The sequence below is a fragment of the Pseudomonas sp. microsymbiont 2 genome (assembly GCF_054788395.1).
This window is the reverse complement of sequence record NZ_CM139112.1, coordinates 4,817,898-4,836,799: the sequence shown is the minus strand read 5'-3', so window position 1 is coordinate 4,836,799 and position 18,902 is coordinate 4,817,898. Positions and strand designations below refer to the sequence as shown.

Here is an 18,902-nt window from a genome sequence, read left to right as displayed (position 1 = left end):
ATCTGCCTTGAGACATGCGCCAAGGCGGGCAGCGGTACTTTCACAGGACTCATTGGCCCGAAACAGATGTAGGAGCGGCCTTGCGTCGCGATGCGCCGCGCGGGCGGCGCTCGATCTCACAGGCGCTGCAAAGCTATCGCCAGGCCCCTGGCAGCCCCACCGCGGACCATTGGCAGCCCTCACCCCGCCCCAAGGCGTAAGACAATTCCGAACTTGAAACCAATTCCTTCAGCCTGACAGCGCTTGGGACCTATCCTACGCGCCTGCCGGAAGGCTCCGCATTGGCTGGGAAATACCCCGGGGGTAACGTCGCCGGGTCGTCACATTTGACGACCGGGTGTGAGAAGCCCGCTGTATTTCAACCCCGCTGGCCAGTTATGGCAGCTGTGCGCGTGCAGGCTCAGGCCTGGCCGTGATGGTTGGAACACGGTCTTCTCACCTCGCGCATGGCTGCCACCCTAGTTTGTGAGAAGGACGGAGGTGGTTGTTCAACAACATTTCCAACCGGTAACCACAAATGAAAAAGATCGTCCCTGATCCGCCATACCCAATCCCCTACATCACCATCATCAACGACCTCGCCCCCGAGGAAGCCATGGCCCAGGCCAACAAGCTGATGGAAACCCTCGCCGACACGGTCCACGCCTACGTGAACTGCCAGCCCGACGACCGTCTCGACGTGATGATGGACAGCGCCGAAATCCTCTCGCAACTGGTACTGGCCCTGATCCGCCACGCCCGAACCAAGGGGGCACCGGTATGAGCGACGACCTCAAGCCTGGCCCGACCCAGGGCCAGACCACCTGCCTCGAGATTTTCCGCATCCAGCCCGGCATCCCGTTCGATCATGCCTTCAGCGACCTCTCCGTGCTGCTCGGCTGCGTGGCGCACTTCACCACCGAGGCCGAAATGGAAGGCGACCTCATGGCCGGCAGCGCCGCGCGGATTCTCAGCGGCCTGGCCAAGGGGCTGATCGATGACATGGAATTGGGGTTGAATCAGCAGCGGTGAAATGGGGCTGTTGCGCAGCCCTTTCGCGGCACAAGGCCGCTACCTACCCGGAGTCGCTGTTTCCTGTAGGAGATCGCCCAGCCCTTCGGGCCCCCCTGTCGTGCAGGTAACAGAGTTCCAGCGTGGGAGCGGGCTTGCCCCGCGATGCGGCGTTTGGCACCGGCTACGCCGCATCGCGGGGCAAGCCCGCTCCCACGCTGCCCCAGTCAAATCAAAGAATTGTGTTTTGTTCCATAAGAGCGGCCTTGTGCCGCGAACGGGCCGCAAAGCGGCCCCAGGGATGCCAGACCGAGCCACTGTCGTTAGACTGTCATTTCCCCACCACCGGACAGGAGTCCCGGCGTGCCCGACCCCCGCAGTTTCCCCAGCGACCTGTGCCTCGACAGCCCACGCCTGCAGCTGCGCCCCATGCGCCATGGCGACGCGCAGCAGTGGCTGACCATCATGGCCGACCCCGAGGTGATGCGTTACTGGTACCACGCCCCCTGGCAGACCCTGGCCGAGGCCGAAAGCGCCCTGGCCGCCGACCGGGAAGCCTACGCCGCCGGCCAGCTGCTCAAGCTGGGCATGTACCGCCGCGACAACGGCGAGCTGATCGGCATGGTCCAGCTGTTCAATCTCGAAGAGGGCTCGCGCCGTGGCGAGATCGGCTATTGCCTGGCCAAGTCGGCCCAGGGTCGCGGATACATGGACGAGGCCCTGACCTGCTTCATCGACTACCTCGCCCACACCCTGCACCTGCGTCGCCTGGAGGCGGAAATCGACCCGCGCAACCAAGGCTCGGCGCGTACCCTGGAGCGCCAGGGCTTCGTGCTGGAAGGCACCTTGCGCGCCCGCTGGTGCGTGGCGGGCGAGTTGTCCGACTCGGGCCTCTACGGCCTGTTGCTCGAACCGCCTGTCGCCTGATGCCGACCTGCGCTATGGTCGGTGTTCGATCGACGACTGACGGAGCACCTGGGTGCCTGCTTTCTACCTGACCTGCAGCCTGGCGCTGTACCTGTCGAGCCTGGCCTTCGATGGCGCCCTGACCGGCGCCGGCCAGCATGTGCCGGCCTTGCAGATGCTGCTCTACGGGCCTTGGGGCATGGCCTTCGGCTTGTACCAGTGGTTCGCCAATCCGCTGCTGGCGCTGGCGATCCTCGCCCATCGCAGGTTCCGACGCCTGGCGCTGGTCTGCGGGTTGGCGGCCCTGTACCTGGCGGCCAGCAGCTTTGCCATCACCCGGCTGCCGGACAACCAGAGCTATGGGTTCCAGGACGTGAGCGGCTTTGGCGCGGGGTTCTACCTGTGGTTGCTGGCGATCCTGGTGTTCTGCCTGGGGCAGCTCTGGTGGTGCTGGAAGGCTCGCTCGGCCGACGATGTGCCGGGCTGGCGCTGGCTGGATGTGGCGCTGATCGCGGCGCTGGGCGTGACGATGTATGCGGCGACGCAGATGCCGTCGCTGCGTTTCGAGCCGCACAAGGTGATCGCGCCGCCGGAGCAGCCGCACACCTTGTGACCTTTCGCGCTTAAAGTGTTGAGAATTGGCATTCGACTTGGACTTGCCGGGGCTGCAAAGCAGCCCCAAGAATCGCAGAACCTTGAACGGAATGGTGCTTGCAGCGGGCTTCTATCCGAGTGAGCAAGAGCGTCTGAACTTCAGGTCACCTGGCGCACCGTCCCCCACTGCACCACGACCATGCCCAGCACGATCATGCCCACCCCGGCCAAGCGCATCAGGTTCACCGGCCGCTCCGGCAACCCCATCAGCCCGAACTGGTCGATCAGCAGCGACGACAGCACCTGCCCGGCCACCACGCAGACGATGAACCCCGCGGCCCCCAACCGTGGCGTCAGCACCAGCGCGGCGGTGATGTAGAGCACCCCGGCCACGCCGCCGAACCAGGCCCACCACGGCGCCTGCGCCAGCTGCTGGACCTGCGGCATGGGCGCGCGCATCAGCAGCAGGGCCGGCACCAGCATCAGCAGGCTGACCAGCAGCGACACCCCCGCCGCCCACAACGGGTGGCCCAGCAAGCGTCCGAGCGCGGCGTTGCTGCCAGCCTGGAACGGCACGGCGGCACCGGCCAGCAGGGCGACGAGCAGGGGAAGGGCGGACAAGAGGTTGGCGGGCATGCTGTCTACTCCTGATCAGAACACTGGCGCCAGTCTCCGGCATGCATTTCAATGATGGAAATTCGAATTTCACACAGGCTGTATTCGCACCATGGATGATCTGCGCCGCATCGATCTCAACCTGCTGCTCACCCTGCATGCCTTGCTCAGCGAACAGCACGTCTCCCGCGCGGCCTTGCGCCTGCATCGCAGTCAACCGGCGGTGAGCCACGCACTGGCGCAACTGCGGGAGATCTTCGCCGATCCGCTGCTGGTGCGCCGGGGCGGTCGCTTGCAACTCAGCGCCCGCGCCGAAGCCCTGCGCGAGCCCTTGCAGCAGGCGCTGGGGCAACTCGACGACCTGCTTGGCAGCCCAGGGTTCGAGCCCGGCAAGGCCCGGCGCAGCTTTCGTCTGGCCATGTCCGACTACGGTGCGCGGGTGGTGCTGCCGGCCCTGATGCACCTGCTGCGCCGCGAGGCCCCGGGCATCGACCTGGTGGTGTCGCAGGGCAGCCGCGAGGCGATGGTCGGCCAGTTGATCGACGGTGAGGTCGACCTGGCGTTGGGCGTGTTTCCCGAGTTGCCGGCCGAGATAGCGCAGCAGGTGCTGTTCGAAGAGTCCTTCGTCTGCCTGGCCGACCGCGCGAGCCTGCCGGCCAGAGGCGGCCTCGGCCTCGAACAGTGGCTGGCCCGGCCCCATGTGCTGGTGGCCGTGCGCCCCGGTATCGACAACGAGATCGACCAGGCCCTGGCCAGCCAGGGCGCGCGTCGCCGCATCGCCCTGACCTTGCCGCATTGGGGCGTGGCCCAGAGCGTGATCGCCGGCACCGACCTGGTGCTCACCGTCGCCCGCCGCAGCCTGGCTGGCGCCCGACTGGACCCAGCCTTGCGCCGGTTCGAGCCGCCGCTGGCGATCTCGCCTTTCGCCTTCACCCAGACCTGGCACGCCCGCCGCGAGGGGGATGCCGGGCATCGCTGGCTGCGCGGGCAGATCCAGGCACTGTGCATGCGCTAGGCTATGTCGCGTTCACCCCAGACAAGGAACCTCCATGTTCAAGCGTTATCTGCTCGGCACCGTCGCCGCGCTGGCCCTGGCCACGGCCCACGCCGAGGACTACTCGCCCACCTATACCCAATGCATGGACAAGGCCTCCAGCACCCTGGCCATGGGCGCTTGCGTCCAGGCCGAGACCCAGCTGCAGGACGATCGGCTGAACCGCGTGTACAAGCAGCTGATGGCCAAGCTCGACGCCCAGCGGCAGAAAGAGCTGCGCGAGGTGCAGCGCTCCTGGATGAAGTACCGCGACGGCAATTGCGCGTTTCACGGCAAGCTCAGCAGCGGCAGCATCTACCGCATCGAAGGGGCGATGTGCGAGATGGACATGAGCAAGGACCGCGCGGCGGAGCTGGAGCGGGTGCTCAGCCCGGGGCAGTGACCTGCTCGGGTTCCTCGATCCTGTGGGAGCAACTGTCTTGCTCAATTTTTAGACTCTGGCGCGATCCCTGTGGGAGCGGGCTTGTCGGGACGCCGAACCGCCGCGAACACGGGCGAAGCCCGTGCCATTCACCACGGTGTCGGCCTCGCGGGCAAACCCGCTCCCACAGGGGAACAATCAGCCGTTGCGGCGTTGGCGCCCGGCCCGGGCCTTGAGGTACTCGCGCACTTCCACGCCATCCCCGGCGAATTCGATCCGGCCAGACTTGGCCTCGCGCTGGAAGGCATACATCGGATCGTAGTACTCCTTGAGCAAGCCCTCGATCCAGCCCCGATGCAGGCTGACATCGCCACTGCGCAGCTGCTCTTCCAGCGCCTGGTCCAACAGCGCGGACAGCCGCTGGAAGCGTTCGCCGCCCAGGCGCTTGTGAATATTGGCCATGCTCTGGCGCATGCGTTCGGCGAACAGGCGACGCCCGTCTTCCTCACCCTGGACTTCGACGAATTCCGCGCACAGGTTGATCACGTAGTCACGCAGGATGCGCTCCACGCGGTTGGCGAAACTGTCCTCCAGCCACACCATCGGGTACTGCTGCATGCCCTGGTAGAGCTCCAGCGGCACCGAGCAGCTGCCGACGATACGCCCTTCGTCCTCCAGCACGAACTGATCGATGCCGCGTGCGCGTTTCTTCAGCACATCGATGGCCAGGCGGTTTTCGAAGTCGATCTGCGCCGGCTGCGCGGTGGCGCGCTTGCCGAAGCTGGAGCCGCGGTGGTTGGCGTGGCCTTCGAGGTCCAGCACGTTGTCCAGCTGGTGCAGCACGTCGGTCTTGCCGGTGCCGGTCAAACCGCCCACCAGCACGAAGTCGCATTCAGCGACGGCCTGTTGCGTGGTTTCCAGCAGCAGGGTACGCATGGCCTTGTAGCCGCCGACCACCTTGGGGTACTGGATGCCGGCGTCCCTGAGCCAGCCCTGGACGATCTGCGAACGCAGCCCGCCACGGAAGCAATAGAGATAGCCGTCGGGATGGGCCTGGGCGAAGGCCGCCCAGGCGTCCAGGCGTTGTTGCTTGAGCGCGCCGCCGACCAACTGGTGGCCGAGAGCGATGGCGGCGGCCTGGCCTTGCTGCTTGAAGCAGGTGCCGACCTTCTGCCGCTCCTGGTCGTTCATCAGCGGCAGGTTGATGACGCCGGGGAAGGCGCCCTTGGTGAATTCGATCGGCGCACGCATGTCCATCATCGGTACGTCGTCGAGGAACAGCTGTTTCAGCTCGGTGCAGTCGGGGCGCATCAGATCACCTCGACCGCGTGGCTCTGTCGCTCGACCAGCGCGCCGATCGGCGCCAGGTCCAGCCCCAGCTCCCGCGCCACGGCGAGGAATTCGGCCTCGCCTTCGGGCGTGACCGCCACCAGCAGGCCTCCGCTGGTCTGCGGGTCGCACAGCAGGTGCTTCTGGTCGTCGCTCAGCGCGCCGATCTTGTGGCCGTAGCTGTCGAAGTTGCGCAGGGTGCCGCCGGGGATGCAGCCCTCGGCCAAGTAGTAGTCGACGCTGGGCAGGCGTGGCACGGCATCGAACTGCAGGCGCGCGGTCAGGCCGCTGCCCTCGGCGACTTCGACCAGGTGGCCGAGCAGGCCGAAGCCGGTGACGTCGGTCATGGCCTTGACGCCGTCGAGCTTGCCGAAGCGGCTGCCCGGGGTGTTGAGGGTACACATCCAGTCGCGGGCCAGGCCCTGGTCCTGCTCGCGCAGCTTGGCCTTCTTCTCGGCGGTGGTGAGGATGCCGATGCCCAGCGGCTTGGTCAGGTAGAGCTTGCAGCCGACGCTGGCGGTGTCGTTGCGCTTGAGGTGGCGCTTGCTCACCACGCCGGTGACGGCCAGGCCGAAGATCGGTTCGGGGGCGTCGATGGAGTGGCCGCCGGCCAGCGGAATGCCGGCCTCGGCGCACACGGCGCGGCCGCCACGAATCACTTCGCGGGCCACCTCGGGTGGCAGCACGTTGACTGGCCAGCCGAGAATGGCGATGGCCATCAGCGGGTCGCCGCCCATGGCGTAGATGTCGCTGATGGCGTTGGTGGCGGCGATGCGACCGAAGTCGTACGGATCGTCGACGATGGGCATGAAGAAGTCGGTGGTCGAGACCACGCCGCGCTCGTCGTCCAGGGCATAGACCGCCGCGTCGTCGCGCGAGGCGTTGCCGACCCACAGTTTCGGGTCCAGGGCCTGGGTGCCGCTCTCGGCCAGGATCACATCCAGCACCTTCGGGGAGATCTTGCAGCCACAGCCAGCGCCATGGCTGTACTGGGTCAGGCGAATCGGCTCGCTCATACGCACCTCGGATTTTCGTGATGCGCGATTGTAGCAAAGCTGGCCTTTGCGCCAGTGGCTCTTATAATTCCCACGATTGCCCTCATCGTGGGGCAAGCTCGCTGCCACAGGCCGGTTTTTCGCGTGGGAGCGGGCTTGCCCCGCGATGCGACACCTCATTCTTCCCCGCTATTGAACCGGAGAACCCCCATGCTCAAACGCCCTCTGGCACTGGTTGCCGGCCTCGCGCTGTCTTGCTGCGCCGTGATCGCCCAGGCCGCCGACGTTCTGCGCGTCAGCGCGATCCCCGACGAAGCGCCGACCGAGCTGCTGCGCAAGTTCAAGCCGCTGGGTGAATACCTCGAGCAACAACTGGGCATGAAGGTGCAGTTCGTGCCGGTCGCCGACTACCCGGCAGTGGTCGAGTCGCTGGCCAGCGACCGCCTGGACCTGGCCTGGCTGGGGGGCTTCACCTTCGTCCAGGTACACCTGAAAGACCCGACCGCGACCCCCTTGGTGCAGCGAGAGCAGGATGCCCAGTTCACCTCCAAGTTCATCACCGCCAATCCGGACGTGAAGAGCCTGGCCGACCTCAAGGGCAAGACCTTCGCCTTCGGCTCGATCTCGTCCACCTCCGGCAGCCTGATGCCGCGCTACTTCATGCTCAAGGAAGACAACATCAAGCCCGAGAGCTACTTCAGCCGCGTCGCCTATTCCGGCGCCCACGATGCCACCGTGGCCTGGGTGCAGGCCGGCAAGGTCGACGCCGGGGTGCTCAACGCCAGCGTCTGGCAGAAGCTGGTCGACGCCGGCAAGGTCGACACCAGCAAGGTGAAGGTGTTCGCCACCACCCCGACCTACTACGACTACAACTGGACCGTGCGCGGCAACATGGACCCGGCGCTGAAAGAGAAGATCAAGCAGGCCTTCCTCGCCCTCGACCCGGCCAAGCCGTCGGACAAGGCGATCCTCGACCTGCAGGCCGCCAGCCGCTTCATCGAGACCAAGCCCGAGAACTACCAGGGCACCGAGCAAGCCGCGCGTGAGGCCGGCCTGCTCAAGTGACTATTCGTCTGCAAGGGGCCGGCCTGCGCCACGGCCAGGTCCAGGCCCTGAAGGCTGTCGACCTGCGTATCGACAAAGGCGAGCGGGTGGCGATCATCGGCCCGTCCGGGGCCGGCAAGTCCAGCCTGCTGCACCTGATGGCCACCGCCGTGCAACCCAGTGCCGGGCAACTGACGCTGCTCGACGTCCAGCCCTGGGCGGTGTCGGCGCGTGCTCGCCAGCGTCTGCGCGCGCGGGTCGCCCTGGTGCACCAGGCGCCGCCCTTGCCGCCGCGCCAGCGGGTGGTGACGGCGGTGCTGGCCGGGCGCCTGGGGCAGTGGGGCACCCTGCGCGGGCTGCTCAATCTGCTGCATCCGGGCGATGTGCCGGGGGCGCGCCAGGCGCTGGCCGAACTGGGCATGGCGGACAAGCTGTTCGTCCAGTGCGGGCAACTGTCCGGTGGCCAACTGCAGCGGGTCGGCATCGCCCGGGCGCTGTACCAGAACCCCGAGGTGCTGCTGGCCGACGAGCCGGTCTCGGCGATGGACCCGGTGCTGGCCGACCACAGCCTGGCGCTGCTCAACCGCCATGCCCTGGCGCACGGCGTGACGCTGGTGGCCAGCCTGCATGCGGTGGAACTGGCGCTGGCGCATTTCCCGCGGATCATTGGTATCCGTGAAGGACAGGTGGTGTTCGACTGCCCGGCCCAGGCGGTGAGCGATGACCTGCTGGATGCCCTCTATGCCAACGAGCAACTGCTCTCGCCGGTCGCGCCCGGGCCGACCCTGACGGTGCAGATTCCACGATGCTGAAAGCCGACGCCCGCGACCCCGCGGCGCTGCCCCGACTGCTGCTGACCTTGTTGTGCCTGGCCCTGCTGTGGCCGGGGCTGCAACTGAGCGAGCTGAATCCCGGCGTGCTGCTGCAGGCAGAGAACCGCCAGCAGATGGCCAGCTTCGTCAGCGCCTTCTGGCCCCCGGCCCATGACCGTGACTTTCTCGGGCTGTTGTGGCAAGCCACCTTGCAGACCTTGGCCGTGGCCACCACCGGCATGGCCCTGGCGCTGCTGCTGGCGGTCCCGACCAGCCTGCTGGCCAGTCGCGCCCTGTCGCTGCGCGCCGCCTCGCGCGGTGGCCGCCCGGGCTTCTGGTCGCGCGCCCTGCGCCTGCCCGTGCGCGGCCTGCTGGTGTTCCTGCGCAGCGTGCCGGAGATCGTCTGGGCGTTGCTGTTCGTGCGTGCCGTGGGCCTGGGGCCGACCGCAGGCGTGCTGGCCATCGCCATCACCTACAGCGGCATGCTCGGCAAGGTCTACGCGGAAATCTTCGAGTCGGTCGACCAGCGCCCGGCCCATGCCCTGCTGCAGGCCGGCAGCAGCCGCTTGGCGGCGTTCTGCTACGGCATCCTGCCCAACGCGGCGACCGAGCTGGTGTCGTACACCGTCTATCGCTGGGAGTGCGCGGTGCGCGCCTCGGTGGTAATGGGCTTCGTCGGCGCCGGCGGGCTGGGGCAGCAGATCGACCTGTCGATGCGCATGTTCGCTGGCGCCGAGGTGGCGAGCATGCTGCTGGCGTTCCTGCTGCTGGTGGTGCTGGCCGACCTGCTCAGCCGCTTTCTGCGCGGGAGGCTGGCATGAACCGGGCGATCAACCTGCTGGTGCTGCTGGGTATCGTCGCGGCGGTGGTGGCGTCGTTCGCCTACCTGGAGCTGGACCTGCATGCCGTTGTCGGCAACGGCGGCCTGGGGCAGATGGCCGAGTATGCCGGGCGTTTCCTGCACCCGGACCTCTCGCTCGAGCACCTGCGCGCCGTGAGCTGGGGCGCGCTGGAGACCCTGGCGATGTCCGGGCTCGGCACCTTGCTGGCGATGGTGCTGGGCATGTTGCTGGCGCTGCCGGCAGCGGGGCGCTTCGGCTGGCCGTTGCAGGGGGCGGCGCGTCTGCTGCTGAACGCGCTGCGGGCGATTCCCGAACTGGTGTGGGCGGCGCTGACCGTGCTCGCTGCCGGGCTTGGGCCCAACGCCGGTACCCTGGCCCTGGCGCTGCATACGGCTGGCGTGCTCGGGCGCTTGTTCGCCGAGGCGCTGGAGAATGCGCCCCCGGAGCCGGCCGCGGCGATTCGCCTGCAAGGTGGCAGTCAGGTCGCGGCGTTCTGCTTCGGCACCTTGCCCAACCTGTGGCCACAGCTGCTGGCGTACAGCCTGTACCGCTGGGAGAACAACATTCGCATGGCCAGCGTACTTGGCTTTGTCGGCGCGGGCGGGCTGGGGCAGATGCTCTACACGACCCTGAGCCTGTTCCAGGAGGCCCAGGCCAGCACGGTGATCATCGCCATGCTGGTGCTGGTGTTGCTGGTGGATGCCTTCAGCGATGCGCTGCGCCAGCGCTACGTAAGGGCCTGAAACGCGCTGTTCGTGGGAGCGGGCTTGCCCCGCGATGGCGATTACCTGGGTTGACGCGATCGCGGGGCAAGCCCGCTCCCACGGTGCATCACGTGGCCTGCGTCAATTCCCCACACTGCGCCTCGCGTTGCATGGACTCCAGGTTGCGCTCGATGGTCTCGCAGATGGTGTCCATCGGAATCTGATGCTCGCTGAAGCGAAACGGGCTCTGCAGGTCGGTACCGATGCGCTCGATCGCCAGCAGCATGAACCCCACCACCGTCGATGCCAGCGGCGTGAACCAGCCCAGCGACTCCACCAGCCCCACCGGCACGATCAGGCAGAACAGCGTGATGAACAGCCGTGGAAAGTACACGTAAGGGTAGGGCAGCGGCGTATTGGCGATGCGTTCCATGCCGCCCTGGGCGTTGGACAGGTCCACCAGCGTCGACTCCAGCCGTGCCAGGCGAATGCTGTCCAGGCGCCCAGCCTGGTATTCCCGCGCCAGCAACGCGGCCGAGCCGCCGAGAATGTCGTTGGCGAAGTTGTTCGAACGGTTGCGCCGCTCGAACTCCCCGGGCGGAATGAAGGCCATCAGCTCATCGGGGCATTTCTCGCCTTTGAGGTGCGCCGCCAGGCAATTGACATAGGCGATGTGCCGGCGCAGCAAAGTCGCTTTCACTGGGTTCGGCCCGTCAGCCGGGTCATCGACCAGCGTCAGCACCTGCCGCGCGAAGCTGCGCGAACTGTTCACCAGCGCGCCCCACAACGTGCGGGCTTCCCACCAGCGGTTGTAGGCGCTGCTGTTGCGAAAGCTCACCAGCACCACCAGCGCCGAGCCCAGCAAGGTCAGCGGGATCAGCGGCAGGGTGAACTTGCTGTTGAAGAACAGCATGAAGTCGATGGTGACCAGCACGTCCCAGATCAGCAGCCAGAACAGCGACCAGCCGATGTAGCCGAAGGTCTTGACCACCAGGCGGTATTTGCGGGCGAGGAGGGCTTTCACGTGGGGGAACCTCGATGCGGGGGATGCAGGTTCCGACGTCGCGGGAGGGGCAAGGTTCGGTGGGATTCGTCGCAGGGTGTTACGTGGTTTTTCTGGATAGCCTAAAGAAGGGACCTGATGTTTTAGCCATTACCAACGTGGGAGCGGGCTTGCCCCGCGATGGGCTGCAACGCAGCCCCAATCCAGACCACACCGAACAGCCGTAGACCACATCAAGCTCAGCCCAACACCTGCTTCATCTGCACCAGCGCTACCCGGCTTCCATCAGGCGCTTGCCGCTCCTCAATCCCAAACGGCACAAAACCCAGCTGAGGATAAAGCAGCAGCCCTGCGGTGTTGTGATTGAAACACGACACCCAGACCTCCCGCGCCGCGAACTCCTCGCGAGCAAGGGCGATCATGCACTGCACCAGATAACGTGCCACGCCCTGACCCCGCGCAGTTAGCGCCACCACCACATTACCCAGCGCGCAGATACCGCCGTGTTCGGCTTTGTAGAAATTGGCGAAGCCAGCGATCACCCCGTTAATTTCGACCACCGTCGAACCGCTGCGCTGGGCGATGGCTTCGCTTAGTTGTGCGGGTGTAAGCGGGTGAGTGGCTTTGGGGAACATATAGAAGAGTTCGTCCGGGCCTTGAGGCAAGTTGCAGAGCGTGGCGATGTCGGCAGGGCGGACGGGGCGATGGCTCAGTGGCATGGCTGATGTTCCGCTTTGTGGAGAGGTTACCAACCCTGTGTGGCTGGAAGGGTGGTGTTAGTGCTGGGCCGGCAAGTCATTACCTTACATCAGGAACCTGTGATCGCCCGCGCCAGCATCCGCGTCCTCCAGGGATAAGCAAAGCTCACCGAACAACTGCTCGACGGTCTCCACCACATAGCTCCAGAATGCTGGGTTTTCGATAGTCTGCGACACCACGTGCAAGGGAAGAAAGCGACGCATCTCCGCCTGGAAGTCACGCTGCGTCTGTGCCTGCTGCAAACAGGCGACTCGCTCCGTACCTTGCAGCAATAGCCAGTCGGCAGTAACCGCGTGGTCCCCAAGTTTGCGCCTGACCAGTGCGAAAGCCGGTATCACGGCGCGCTGTTTGAGCCAGGCCAAGTCCCAGAGGTCACGATTCTTGATGCGTCCTCGGCGCAGGGCGAAAGCCAGCAGCTTGTCGATGAAGATCTCTTCGAGACTCTGCGTGTTGACGATCAATCCTTCGGTTCCCATATCGACCCCGTAGGGGTTCAGCAAGGTCATGGGTTTGTATTGATAGGACGGGACTGCGCAGATATCGATGTGGATTCTCTGCGCGGGCAGGTTATGAGCCTCGGGGCGTGTCTGCACGCACAGCTTCCAGGTGTCCACATTGCCAGGCGTGTGCAGCGGCTCGCTCACATCGACCTGCAATCCGTACTTTTCACTCAGCCTTGCGATCAGGCTTTCCTTCAGTGCCGAAAAGTCTTCCCGTTTGAAATCCGCGCCACCGGTGAAGTCGAGATCTTCACTCAGGCGCCTGGAACCGTAGCAGGTTCGCAGGCAAGTGCCGCCGATAAAGCAGAGCCTCTGCAGCAAGCCGGACTCGCTGAGTATCCGCAGGATGTCGTGATGCAGCAGCTCCTTTTCCACCACCACTTGCAGTGGCGCGAGCTCAGGTGTGTTGCCCAGGGCGTGCTGGACAAGTCGATCAAACAAGTTCATTGGCCGTTTTCCAGTCGATCAGCTCCAGATTGCGTCTGGTCCGTTTCATGTCGGCCAAGGCCAGCGAGGCTTTGGCGCGCCATAGGCGGCAGCGGTCGTCGTAGTCGAGTTGGCCGTTGAGTTCGAGAGCGGTACGGGTGGTATGGACGAACTCGACCGTGCCGAAAGCTGCGCAGCTTATGGTCTGGCTTCGTCCTGACGACATGGTAGTCAGCCAGTTCTGTGGTACCTGAGAGATCACTCCGATATCGCTGAGGGCGCACTCGAGGCTGATGTAGTTGAGGTTGTCAGCTCGCAGGCGGGCCGCAGCGTGATAGAGCACGAGCCCAGGGTTGGGTTTGGCGGGAGTGAAGAGGTAAAGCCCCCTGCACACCCTGATCAGGATGCTGTCGTTGGACGCTCTGCTCAGCAGCGAGCGATAGGCACCGTCGGACAAGCCGGGCACCAGGGCGCGCATATCCGCTGGCGTGAACAGATAGCGCTGGGGCGTGGCGAGGTGATGCAGGCCTCGATAGAGGCGCTGGAGCGGCTGTGCAGGCATGGGACTGATTCAACAGAAAGTCACGGTTTGTGTAACTTAGTGTAGAACGGCAGCTGAGACTATGCAGTAAGTTGCACTATGTGTGATTTTCTGTGTGGTTAGGCGTGTTGGAAGGGGTTGAGGAAAGTGTGCGGACGTGCGGGCTGATGCCAAGCATGTAAACCCGCAAGGATGCTGCTGGCGGCGAAGGTTTTCTGAGCTGTTGAATAGGCCGCTCAGAAATGCTCATCTGGGTAGCTGCGTCGCTACTGTGAGCAAGGCTTCATGCCTCTTGGCGCCCTGCCATACAAGACCTACTGCGTCGGCGCGAGGTTGATGACACTGTAGGTAAACTCGTAGTCCTCGCGCACGCTGCCGTTTTCGGCGTCCTTCACCTTGACTCGATCATCATCGTGTACGACCAATACTCGGTGCTGATCAAGCACTTCGACACCTTCCGGCTTGTTGGCGAACTTTATCGGTGCTCCATCCTTGCCTCTGACGGGTTGTGGCTGTCCTGCAGCGCCTTTTTCCAGAGGTAGCATCCACAGGTAACCACCGAGGACATCACCTTTTTCGAAGCTGGTGACGGCAAAGAAACGGTCATTGTTGTAACGGTCGAACTCGATGCCTGACAGTCCGAGCTCCGCAAGCGAGCCGTCGGGCAGTCCCAATTCGCGCGCAAGCTTGTCGGGTGTGAGGTCCAGGATGACCTTGAACGCATCGCCCAGCATCAGTTCTCCATCGTGCTGTTTCAACGAAACCGAGAGCAGCAGGAAGGAGAAAGTGGCCCTCTTGCTGTCCTGCCCGTACTTGCGGATGCCGATCAACAAGGTGCCGTCGGGGGCGGTTGTCAGTGCTTCGATCTGAAAATAAGACGCGGCGGGCGAATGGGCGCCTCCTTCCTGCTGTTTGTGCAAGTCGATCGCCTTGAAGATCTTTTCCCGCAGTTCGCGCGAGCTGGTGATACCGCCTCGCGTCGAGGGCGACAGGACCTTGGCCTGGTCCGGCGCGCTTACAGGCCAGTACACCAGGGTATTGAGCACATCGAGCCCGGGGTTATCGCGGGTGCCTTCCTTGTTGAATGCAGTACTGGCGATGACGAACTTGCCGTCCAGGGTGGTGGTCAGGGCTTCGTATTTGTCGGCCTGGCTCAAGGCCTGGTTTTCCAGGTAGGTAGGAGGGCCGATGGCCTGGTCGTCCTTGAGCTGCATCGTGAACACTGCGGAGCCAGTGGGGGTGGGCATGCGCTTGTCATTCACGAGGATCAACCCGGCACTGCTGCGCACAACCCCGGACACCTCGCAATTGACTTTCTGTACGGGGCTGAAGCAGGGGGCGATAAAGTGTTGTACCGACTCGGCGGTGACGGCCATGACGTTGGTCGTGGACAGGCAGCACAACACGCCTGCCAACAGGATGGATACGTTCCGTGTGCACATGCGCTTGATTCCCTGGCAGTTGGGCGCCTGATTGCGTCCTTCACGGTCAACATACCCATGGTCTAGAGCCGAGGGTAACTGGCATTTTTGCCAGGTGCGAGGCAATGGCGAGAGCCGAGGGAAGGGCAGCTGCCAGTTGCAGGCGCAAAAAAACCGACCATAAGGTCGGTTCTTTGCGAGTCCTGATGTCCGAGAGAGCCGTTACCTACAGGTATATCGCATCACTCGCACGGCTATCAGCCGCCTGGTTCACTTCAGCGAAACTTCATTGAACTTGAGTGCCTGCTCTTCATTCATGCGAGTACGGAAGATGAGCTTGATGGATGGCGAGCGCTCGATCTTGCGATCAGCTTCCTGGAAAACCAACGTGACACGGGTGGGCACAGTACGAATCAGCTGGAACTCACCCCATGGATTGTTGCGTTGCTGGCCCACGCGCATTTCGCCGACACGCAACGGGGCGCCTGCTTCGTCGAACAGGCGGGAAGCGTTATCGAAGCGGAAATCACGGTCCATGCCCTGGTTGGTCAGCTCGAAGGTGCAGTTGGGGAAGCGGCCAATGTTCTCGCAACCGATCAGTTCGAACCTGACGTCATCCACCACCTCAAGGCGCTTGCCAAGCAGGTTGTTACCTTCGTTTTCGACCACGGTCGATTGCACCTTGGCGAACTCGAAGGAAGGCTTCGCATACTCCGTACCCAGAATGAAGAAAATGAACGAGACCGCGGCGATCAGGAAGGTCAGCAGCGTGCCGTGCAGTACTTTGGGCAGGTTGCGCATCTGCCAGCAGATCGACAGGCTGCCAAGCAGCGTGAAGGTACTCACCAGCAGCACGATATTGCGCCAGTTGATGAAGCCAAAGCCAAACACGCTGGGATCAGGCACCAGGTAAGTGATGACAGCCCACATGCCGCCGAGCAGTACACCTATCCCTGTCATTACCTTGGCCACGAGAGATGTGATTCGGCTGCTACGTGTGGAAGGCAAGGTCTGTTCTGCCTGGATCATGCGAACTCCGTTTCGAGGCTGGGATAAAGCGCTAGGCTGATTGCAAACTGCCATTATCGGCATCTGAAACGGGTTTGGTAAAGCGCATGACCGAGGGAGGGCATGAAAAGACGAGGGATCGGCACGTCGACGGATGCACCAATTTGCAGGCACAAAAAAACCGACCATAAGGTCGGTTTTTTCTGGATCTTGGTGCCCCGAGGGAGACTCGAACTCCCACTCCTTTCGAAAACGGATTTTGAATCCGCCGCGTCTACCAATTCCGCCATCAGGGCTTGTGGCGCCGCAGTATAGAGAGGTGCCTTTGCTCGGTCAATCGGCTTTCATGGTCAATTTTCACGCATTGGGCTAAACTTCCCGGCCCTGTCGAACCCGAACATCATCATGCGCGTCGCCGATTTTTCCTTCGAACTCCCCGATTCCCTGATCGCCCGCCATCCGTTGGCCGAGCGCCATGGCAGCCGCCTGCTGGTGCTCGACGGCCCCAGTGGCGAACTGGCCCACAAGCAGTTCACCGATCTGCTCGACTATCTGCGCCCGGGCGACCTGATGGTGTTCAACAACACGCGGGTGATCCCGGCGCGGCTGTTCGGCCAGAAAGCCTCCGGCGGCAAGCTGGAAGTGCTGGTCGAGCGCGTGCTCGACAGCCACCGCGTGCTGGCCCATGTGCGCGCCAGCAAGGCGCCGAAAGAGGGCGCGCAGATCCTCATCGACGGCGGCGGCGAGGCCGAGATGGTCGCTCGCCACGACACGCTGTTCGAGCTGCGCTTCAGCGACGAGGTGCTGCCGCTGCTGGAGCGCGTCGGCCATATGCCGCTGCCGCCGTACATCGACCGCCCGGACGAGGGCGCCGATCGCGAGCGCTACCAGACCGTCTACGCCGAGCGCGCCGGTGCCGTGGCGGCGCCGACCGCCGGCCTGCACTTCGACGAGGAGCTGCTGGCGAAGATCGCCGCCAAGGGCGTCGAGCGGGCCTTCGTTACCCTGCACGTCGGCGCGGGCACCTTCCAGCCGGTGCGGGTCGACAAGATCGAAGACCACACCATGCACAAGGAATGGCTCGAAGTGAGCCAGGACGTGGTCGATGCCGTCCAGGCCTGTCGGGCCCGTGGTGGCCGGGTGATCGCCGTGGGCACCACCAGCGTGCGTTCGCTGGAAAGCGCCGCCCGCGATGGCGAGCTCAAGGCGTTCAGCGGCGATACCGATATCTTCATCTTCCCGGGCCGGCCATTCCATGTGGTCGATGCCCTGGTCACCAACTTCCACTTGCCGGAGTCCACGCTGCTGATGCTGGTCTCGGCCTTCGCCGGTTACCCCGAGACCATGGCTGCCTACGCGGCGGCGGTGGCGAACGGTTACCGCTTCTTCAGTTACGGTGATGCCATGTTCATCACCCGCAATCCGGCGCCACGCGGCCCAGAGGATCAAGCATGAGTCGCACCTGTCGAATGTCGTTCGAACTGCTGGCCACCGACGGCAAGGCCCGTCGCGGCCGGCTGACCTTCCCCCGTGGCACCGTCGAGACCCCGGCCTTCATGCCGGTGGGCACCTACGGCACGGTCAAGGGCATGCTGCCGCGCGACATCGAGGCCATCGGCGCCGAGATCATCCTCGGCAATACCTTCCACCTGTGGCTGCGCCCGGGCACCGAGGTCATCAAAAAACACAACGGCCTGCACGACTTCATGCAATGGAAAGGCCCTATCCTCACTGATTCCGGTGGTTTCCAGGTGTTCAGCCTGGGCGCCATGCGCAAGATCAAGGAGGAAGGCGTGACCTTCGCATCGCCAGTGGATGGTTCGAAAGTGTTCATGGGCCCGGAAGAGTCCATGCAGGTCCAGCGCGACCTGGGCTCGGACATCGTGATGATCTTCGACGAGTGCACGCCGTACCCGGCCGAGCACGACGTGGCGCGCACCTCCATGGAGCTGTCGCTGCGCTGGGCCCAGCGCTCGAAGAACGCCCACGGCGACAACACCGCGGCGCTGTTCGGCATCGTCCAGGGCGGCATGTACCAGGACCTGCGCATGCGCTCGCTGGAAGCGCTGGTCAACATCGACTTCGATGGCCTGGCCATCGGCGGTCTGTCGGTGGGCGAGCCCAAGCACGAGATGATCAAGGTGCTGGACTACCTGCCCGCGCAGATGCCGGCTGACAAACCTCGTTACCTTATGGGGGTAGGCAAGCCGGAAGATCTTGTAGAGGGTGTGCGCCGCGGCGTCGACATGTTCGACTGCGTGATGCCGACGCGCAATGCGCGCAACGGCCATCTGTTCGTCGATACCGGGGTGATCAAGATCCGTAACGCATTCCATCGCCATGATGAATCGCCGCTGGATCCGACCTGCGATTGCTATACCTGCACCAACTTCTCCCGCGCTTATCTGCACCACTTGGACAAATGCGGCGAAATGTTGAGCAGCATGCTCAATACCATCCACAACTTGCGCCATTACCAGCGCTTGATGGCCGGTTTACGCGAGGCTATTCAACAGGGTAAATTGGCCGCCTTTGTCGACGCCTTCTACGCCAAGCGCGGGCTGCCTGTGCCGCCCTTGGACTGACTGTCCGCATCCATTATTAGAAAATTTCCATTAGGAGTGCCCAATGAGCTTCTTGATTCCCGCCGCCTACGCGGACGCAGCAGCCCCAGCCGCCGGCCCAGCCGGTACCGGCTTCGAGTGGATCTTCCTGGTCGGTTTCCTGGTCATCTTCTACCTGATGATCTGGCGCCCGCAGGCCAAGCGTGCCAAAGAGCAGAAGAACCTGCTGAGCAACCTGCAAAAAGGTGACGAAGTGGTCACCACTGGCGGCATCGCCGGCAAGATCGTCAAGGTCGCCGACGACTTCGTGGTCCTGGAAGTGTCGGACAACGTCGAGCTGAAGTTCCAGAAGGGCGCCATTGCCGCGACCCTGCCAAAAGGTACGCTCAAGGCTATCTGAGTTACCGGTTTCATTTTTCCAGTCGGGGCGCGCA

At 64.0% G+C, this 18,902-nt stretch carries 22 protein-coding genes and 1 tRNA gene; 13 read left to right on the top strand and 10 right to left on the bottom strand.

The window, feature by feature from the left end; translation table 11 throughout:
- Nucleotides 1–517: 517 nt before the first annotated feature.
- From ACYUME_RS21865 to ACYUME_RS21850, 4 genes are all read left to right on the top strand, one after another.
- Nucleotides 518–763, top strand: a complete 246-nt coding sequence (locus ACYUME_RS21865; RefSeq protein WP_279880643.1) for a hypothetical protein — start codon at nt 518–520, stop codon at nt 761–763.
- On the top strand, nt 760–1,011 hold the full coding sequence (locus tag ACYUME_RS21860; RefSeq protein ID WP_460416837.1) for a DUF3077 domain-containing protein: 252 nt from the start codon (nt 760–762) through the stop codon (nt 1,009–1,011). The genes ACYUME_RS21865 and ACYUME_RS21860 overlap by 4 nt, the downstream gene beginning before the upstream one ends.
- Before the next feature lie 342 nt (nt 1,012–1,353).
- Nucleotides 1,354–1,917: a GNAT family N-acetyltransferase gene (locus tag ACYUME_RS21855; protein ID WP_134690010.1), complete on the top strand. Its 564-nt coding sequence runs from the start codon at nt 1,354–1,356 to the stop codon at nt 1,915–1,917.
- 52 nt (nt 1,918–1,969) lie between these two features.
- Nucleotides 1,970–2,509 carry a hypothetical protein gene (locus tag ACYUME_RS21850; RefSeq protein ID WP_460416835.1) on the top strand — a complete coding sequence of 180 codons (540 nt, stop codon included), beginning with the start codon at nt 1,970–1,972 and terminating at the stop codon, nt 2,507–2,509.
- 140 nt (nt 2,510–2,649) lie between these two features.
- On the opposite strand, the gene ACYUME_RS21845 is transcribed toward ACYUME_RS21850, so the two are convergent.
- On the bottom strand, nt 2,650–3,126 hold the full coding sequence (locus tag ACYUME_RS21845; protein WP_279880636.1) for a DMT family transporter: 477 nt from the start codon (nt 3,124–3,126) through the stop codon (nt 2,650–2,652).
- Nucleotides 3,127–3,217: 91 nt separating this feature from the next.
- On the opposite strand from ACYUME_RS21845, the gene ACYUME_RS21840 reads away from it, so the two are divergent.
- Together ACYUME_RS21840 and ACYUME_RS21835 are read left to right on the top strand one after the other, a co-directional pair.
- Entirely contained in the window at nt 3,218–4,120 is a 903-nt protein-coding gene (locus tag ACYUME_RS21840) for a LysR family transcriptional regulator (RefSeq protein WP_460416834.1), read from the top strand.
- Nucleotides 4,121–4,154: 34 nt separating this feature from the next.
- Nucleotides 4,155–4,541 carry a lysozyme inhibitor LprI family protein gene (locus ACYUME_RS21835; protein ID WP_460416832.1) on the top strand — a complete coding sequence of 129 codons (387 nt, stop codon included), beginning with the start codon at nt 4,155–4,157 and terminating at the stop codon, nt 4,539–4,541.
- A 177-nt stretch (nt 4,542–4,718) separates the two neighbouring features.
- Here the strand turns inward: ACYUME_RS21835 and mnmH are convergent, their stop codons facing one another.
- Both mnmH and selD read right to left on the bottom strand, forming a co-directional pair.
- Nucleotides 4,719–5,831, bottom strand: coding sequence for a tRNA 2-selenouridine(34) synthase MnmH (mnmH, locus tag ACYUME_RS21830; protein ID WP_279880630.1), 1,113 nt, complete (start codon nt 5,829–5,831; stop codon nt 4,719–4,721).
- On the bottom strand, nt 5,831–6,865 hold the full coding sequence (gene selD, locus ACYUME_RS21825; RefSeq protein ID WP_460416830.1) for a selenide, water dikinase SelD: 1,035 nt from the start codon (nt 6,863–6,865) through the stop codon (nt 5,831–5,833). Before selD ends, mnmH begins: the two co-directional genes overlap by 1 nt.
- A gap of 189 nt (nt 6,866–7,054) precedes the next feature.
- On the opposite strand from selD, the gene ACYUME_RS21820 reads away from it, so the two are divergent.
- Genes ACYUME_RS21820 through phnE form a run of 4 tightly spaced genes read left to right on the top strand, consistent with a single transcriptional unit; the run spans nt 7,055 to nt 10,285 of the window.
- Nucleotides 7,055–7,909 (top strand): putative selenate ABC transporter substrate-binding protein, encoded by an 855-nt coding sequence (locus ACYUME_RS21820; protein WP_460416828.1) that lies wholly within the window; start codon nt 7,055–7,057, stop codon nt 7,907–7,909.
- Nucleotides 7,906–8,700 (top strand): phosphonate ABC transporter ATP-binding protein, encoded by a 795-nt coding sequence (locus ACYUME_RS21815; RefSeq protein ID WP_460416826.1) that lies wholly within the window; start codon nt 7,906–7,908, stop codon nt 8,698–8,700. The genes ACYUME_RS21820 and ACYUME_RS21815 overlap by 4 nt, the downstream gene beginning before the upstream one ends.
- Nucleotides 8,694–9,521 (top strand): PhnE/PtxC family ABC transporter permease, encoded by an 828-nt coding sequence (locus ACYUME_RS21810; RefSeq protein ID WP_279880623.1) that lies wholly within the window; start codon nt 8,694–8,696, stop codon nt 9,519–9,521. Before ACYUME_RS21815 ends, ACYUME_RS21810 begins: the two co-directional genes overlap by 7 nt.
- Nucleotides 9,518–10,285 carry a phosphonate ABC transporter, permease protein PhnE gene (phnE, locus tag ACYUME_RS21805; protein ID WP_460416824.1) on the top strand — a complete coding sequence of 256 codons (768 nt, stop codon included), beginning with the start codon at nt 9,518–9,520 and terminating at the stop codon, nt 10,283–10,285. Before ACYUME_RS21810 ends, phnE begins: the two co-directional genes overlap by 4 nt.
- Nucleotides 10,286–10,373: 88 nt before the next feature.
- Here phnE and ACYUME_RS21800 read toward each other — a convergent pair whose 3' ends face one another.
- The 7 genes from ACYUME_RS21800 to ACYUME_RS21770 all read right to left on the bottom strand — a co-directional run bounded on the left by ACYUME_RS21800 (nt 10,374) and on the right by ACYUME_RS21770 (nt 16,200).
- On the bottom strand, nt 10,374–11,270 hold the full coding sequence (locus ACYUME_RS21800) for a bestrophin family protein (protein WP_460416822.1): 897 nt from the start codon (nt 11,268–11,270) through the stop codon (nt 10,374–10,376).
- A 218-nt stretch (nt 11,271–11,488) separates the two neighbouring features.
- On the bottom strand, nt 11,489–11,968 hold the full coding sequence (locus tag ACYUME_RS21795) for a GNAT family N-acetyltransferase (protein ID WP_460416820.1): 480 nt from the start codon (nt 11,966–11,968) through the stop codon (nt 11,489–11,491).
- A gap of 84 nt (nt 11,969–12,052) precedes the next feature.
- Nucleotides 12,053–12,955 (bottom strand): nucleotidyl transferase AbiEii/AbiGii toxin family protein, encoded by a 903-nt coding sequence (locus ACYUME_RS21790; protein WP_460416818.1) that lies wholly within the window; start codon nt 12,953–12,955, stop codon nt 12,053–12,055.
- The gene (abiEi, locus tag ACYUME_RS21785) at nt 12,942–13,496 is read right to left on the bottom strand and encodes a type IV toxin-antitoxin system AbiEi family antitoxin (protein ID WP_460416816.1); all 555 of its coding nucleotides are present in this window, start codon (nt 13,494–13,496) and stop codon (nt 12,942–12,944) included. The genes ACYUME_RS21790 and abiEi overlap by 14 nt, the downstream gene beginning before the upstream one ends.
- Before the next feature lie 293 nt (nt 13,497–13,789).
- Nucleotides 13,790–14,851, bottom strand: coding sequence for a hypothetical protein (locus ACYUME_RS21780; RefSeq protein ID WP_279880607.1), 1,062 nt, complete (start codon nt 14,849–14,851; stop codon nt 13,790–13,792).
- Nucleotides 14,852–15,166: 315 nt separating this feature from the next.
- The gene (locus tag ACYUME_RS21775) at nt 15,167–15,925 is read right to left on the bottom strand and encodes a hypothetical protein (RefSeq protein ID WP_028689578.1); all 759 of its coding nucleotides are present in this window, start codon (nt 15,923–15,925) and stop codon (nt 15,167–15,169) included.
- 190 nt (nt 15,926–16,115) lie between these two features.
- Nucleotides 16,116–16,200, bottom strand: a tRNA-Leu gene (locus ACYUME_RS21770).
- A 109-nt stretch (nt 16,201–16,309) separates the two neighbouring features.
- Here ACYUME_RS21770 and queA point away from each other — a divergent pair.
- From queA to yajC, 3 genes are read left to right on the top strand one after another with little or no spacing between them, the layout of a single operon-like run.
- Nucleotides 16,310–17,359 carry a tRNA preQ1(34) S-adenosylmethionine ribosyltransferase-isomerase QueA gene (queA, locus tag ACYUME_RS21765; RefSeq protein ID WP_460416814.1) on the top strand — a complete coding sequence of 350 codons (1,050 nt, stop codon included), beginning with the start codon at nt 16,310–16,312 and terminating at the stop codon, nt 17,357–17,359.
- Nucleotides 17,360–17,373: 14 nt separating this feature from the next.
- Entirely contained in the window at nt 17,374–18,489 is a 1,116-nt protein-coding gene (tgt, locus tag ACYUME_RS21760) for a tRNA guanosine(34) transglycosylase Tgt (RefSeq protein WP_023629281.1), read from the top strand.
- Nucleotides 18,490–18,532: 43 nt separating this feature from the next.
- On the top strand, nt 18,533–18,868 hold the full coding sequence (yajC, locus tag ACYUME_RS21755; RefSeq protein ID WP_279880600.1) for a preprotein translocase subunit YajC: 336 nt from the start codon (nt 18,533–18,535) through the stop codon (nt 18,866–18,868).
- Nucleotides 18,869–18,902 lie beyond the last annotated feature (34 nt).

Coding starts and splice junctions, on each gene's coding strand:
- queA (WP_460416814.1), top strand. CDS start 16,310: ATGCGCGTCGCCGATTTTTCCTTCGAACTCCCCGATTCCCTGATCGCC.
- ACYUME_RS21820 (WP_460416828.1), top strand. CDS start 7,055: ATGCTCAAACGCCCTCTGGCACTGGTTGCCGGCCTCGCGCTGTCTTGC.
- ACYUME_RS21860 (WP_460416837.1), top strand. CDS start 760: ATGAGCGACGACCTCAAGCCTGGCCCGACCCAGGGCCAGACCACCTGC.
- ACYUME_RS21840 (WP_460416834.1), top strand. CDS start 3,218: ATGGATGATCTGCGCCGCATCGATCTCAACCTGCTGCTCACCCTGCAT.
- ACYUME_RS21865 (WP_279880643.1), top strand. CDS start 518: ATGAAAAAGATCGTCCCTGATCCGCCATACCCAATCCCCTACATCACC.
- ACYUME_RS21780 (WP_279880607.1), bottom strand. CDS start 14,851: ATGGCCGTCACCGCCGAGTCGGTACAACACTTTATCGCCCCCTGCTTC.
- abiEi (WP_460416816.1), bottom strand. CDS start 13,496: ATGCCTGCACAGCCGCTCCAGCGCCTCTATCGAGGCCTGCATCACCTC.
- ACYUME_RS21775 (WP_028689578.1), bottom strand. CDS start 15,925: ATGATCCAGGCAGAACAGACCTTGCCTTCCACACGTAGCAGCCGAATC.
- yajC (WP_279880600.1), top strand. CDS start 18,533: ATGAGCTTCTTGATTCCCGCCGCCTACGCGGACGCAGCAGCCCCAGCC.
- ACYUME_RS21795 (WP_460416820.1), bottom strand. CDS start 11,968: ATGCCACTGAGCCATCGCCCCGTCCGCCCTGCCGACATCGCCACGCTC.
- ACYUME_RS21835 (WP_460416832.1), top strand. CDS start 4,155: ATGTTCAAGCGTTATCTGCTCGGCACCGTCGCCGCGCTGGCCCTGGCC.
- ACYUME_RS21810 (WP_279880623.1), top strand. CDS start 8,694: ATGCTGAAAGCCGACGCCCGCGACCCCGCGGCGCTGCCCCGACTGCTG.
- ACYUME_RS21845 (WP_279880636.1), bottom strand. CDS start 3,126: ATGCCCGCCAACCTCTTGTCCGCCCTTCCCCTGCTCGTCGCCCTGCTG.
- phnE (WP_460416824.1), top strand. CDS start 9,518: ATGAACCGGGCGATCAACCTGCTGGTGCTGCTGGGTATCGTCGCGGCG.
- mnmH (WP_279880630.1), bottom strand. CDS start 5,831: ATGCGCCCCGACTGCACCGAGCTGAAACAGCTGTTCCTCGACGACGTA.
- ACYUME_RS21790 (WP_460416818.1), bottom strand. CDS start 12,955: ATGAACTTGTTTGATCGACTTGTCCAGCACGCCCTGGGCAACACACCT.
- selD (WP_460416830.1), bottom strand. CDS start 6,865: ATGAGCGAGCCGATTCGCCTGACCCAGTACAGCCATGGCGCTGGCTGT.
- tgt (WP_023629281.1), top strand. CDS start 17,374: ATGTCGTTCGAACTGCTGGCCACCGACGGCAAGGCCCGTCGCGGCCGG.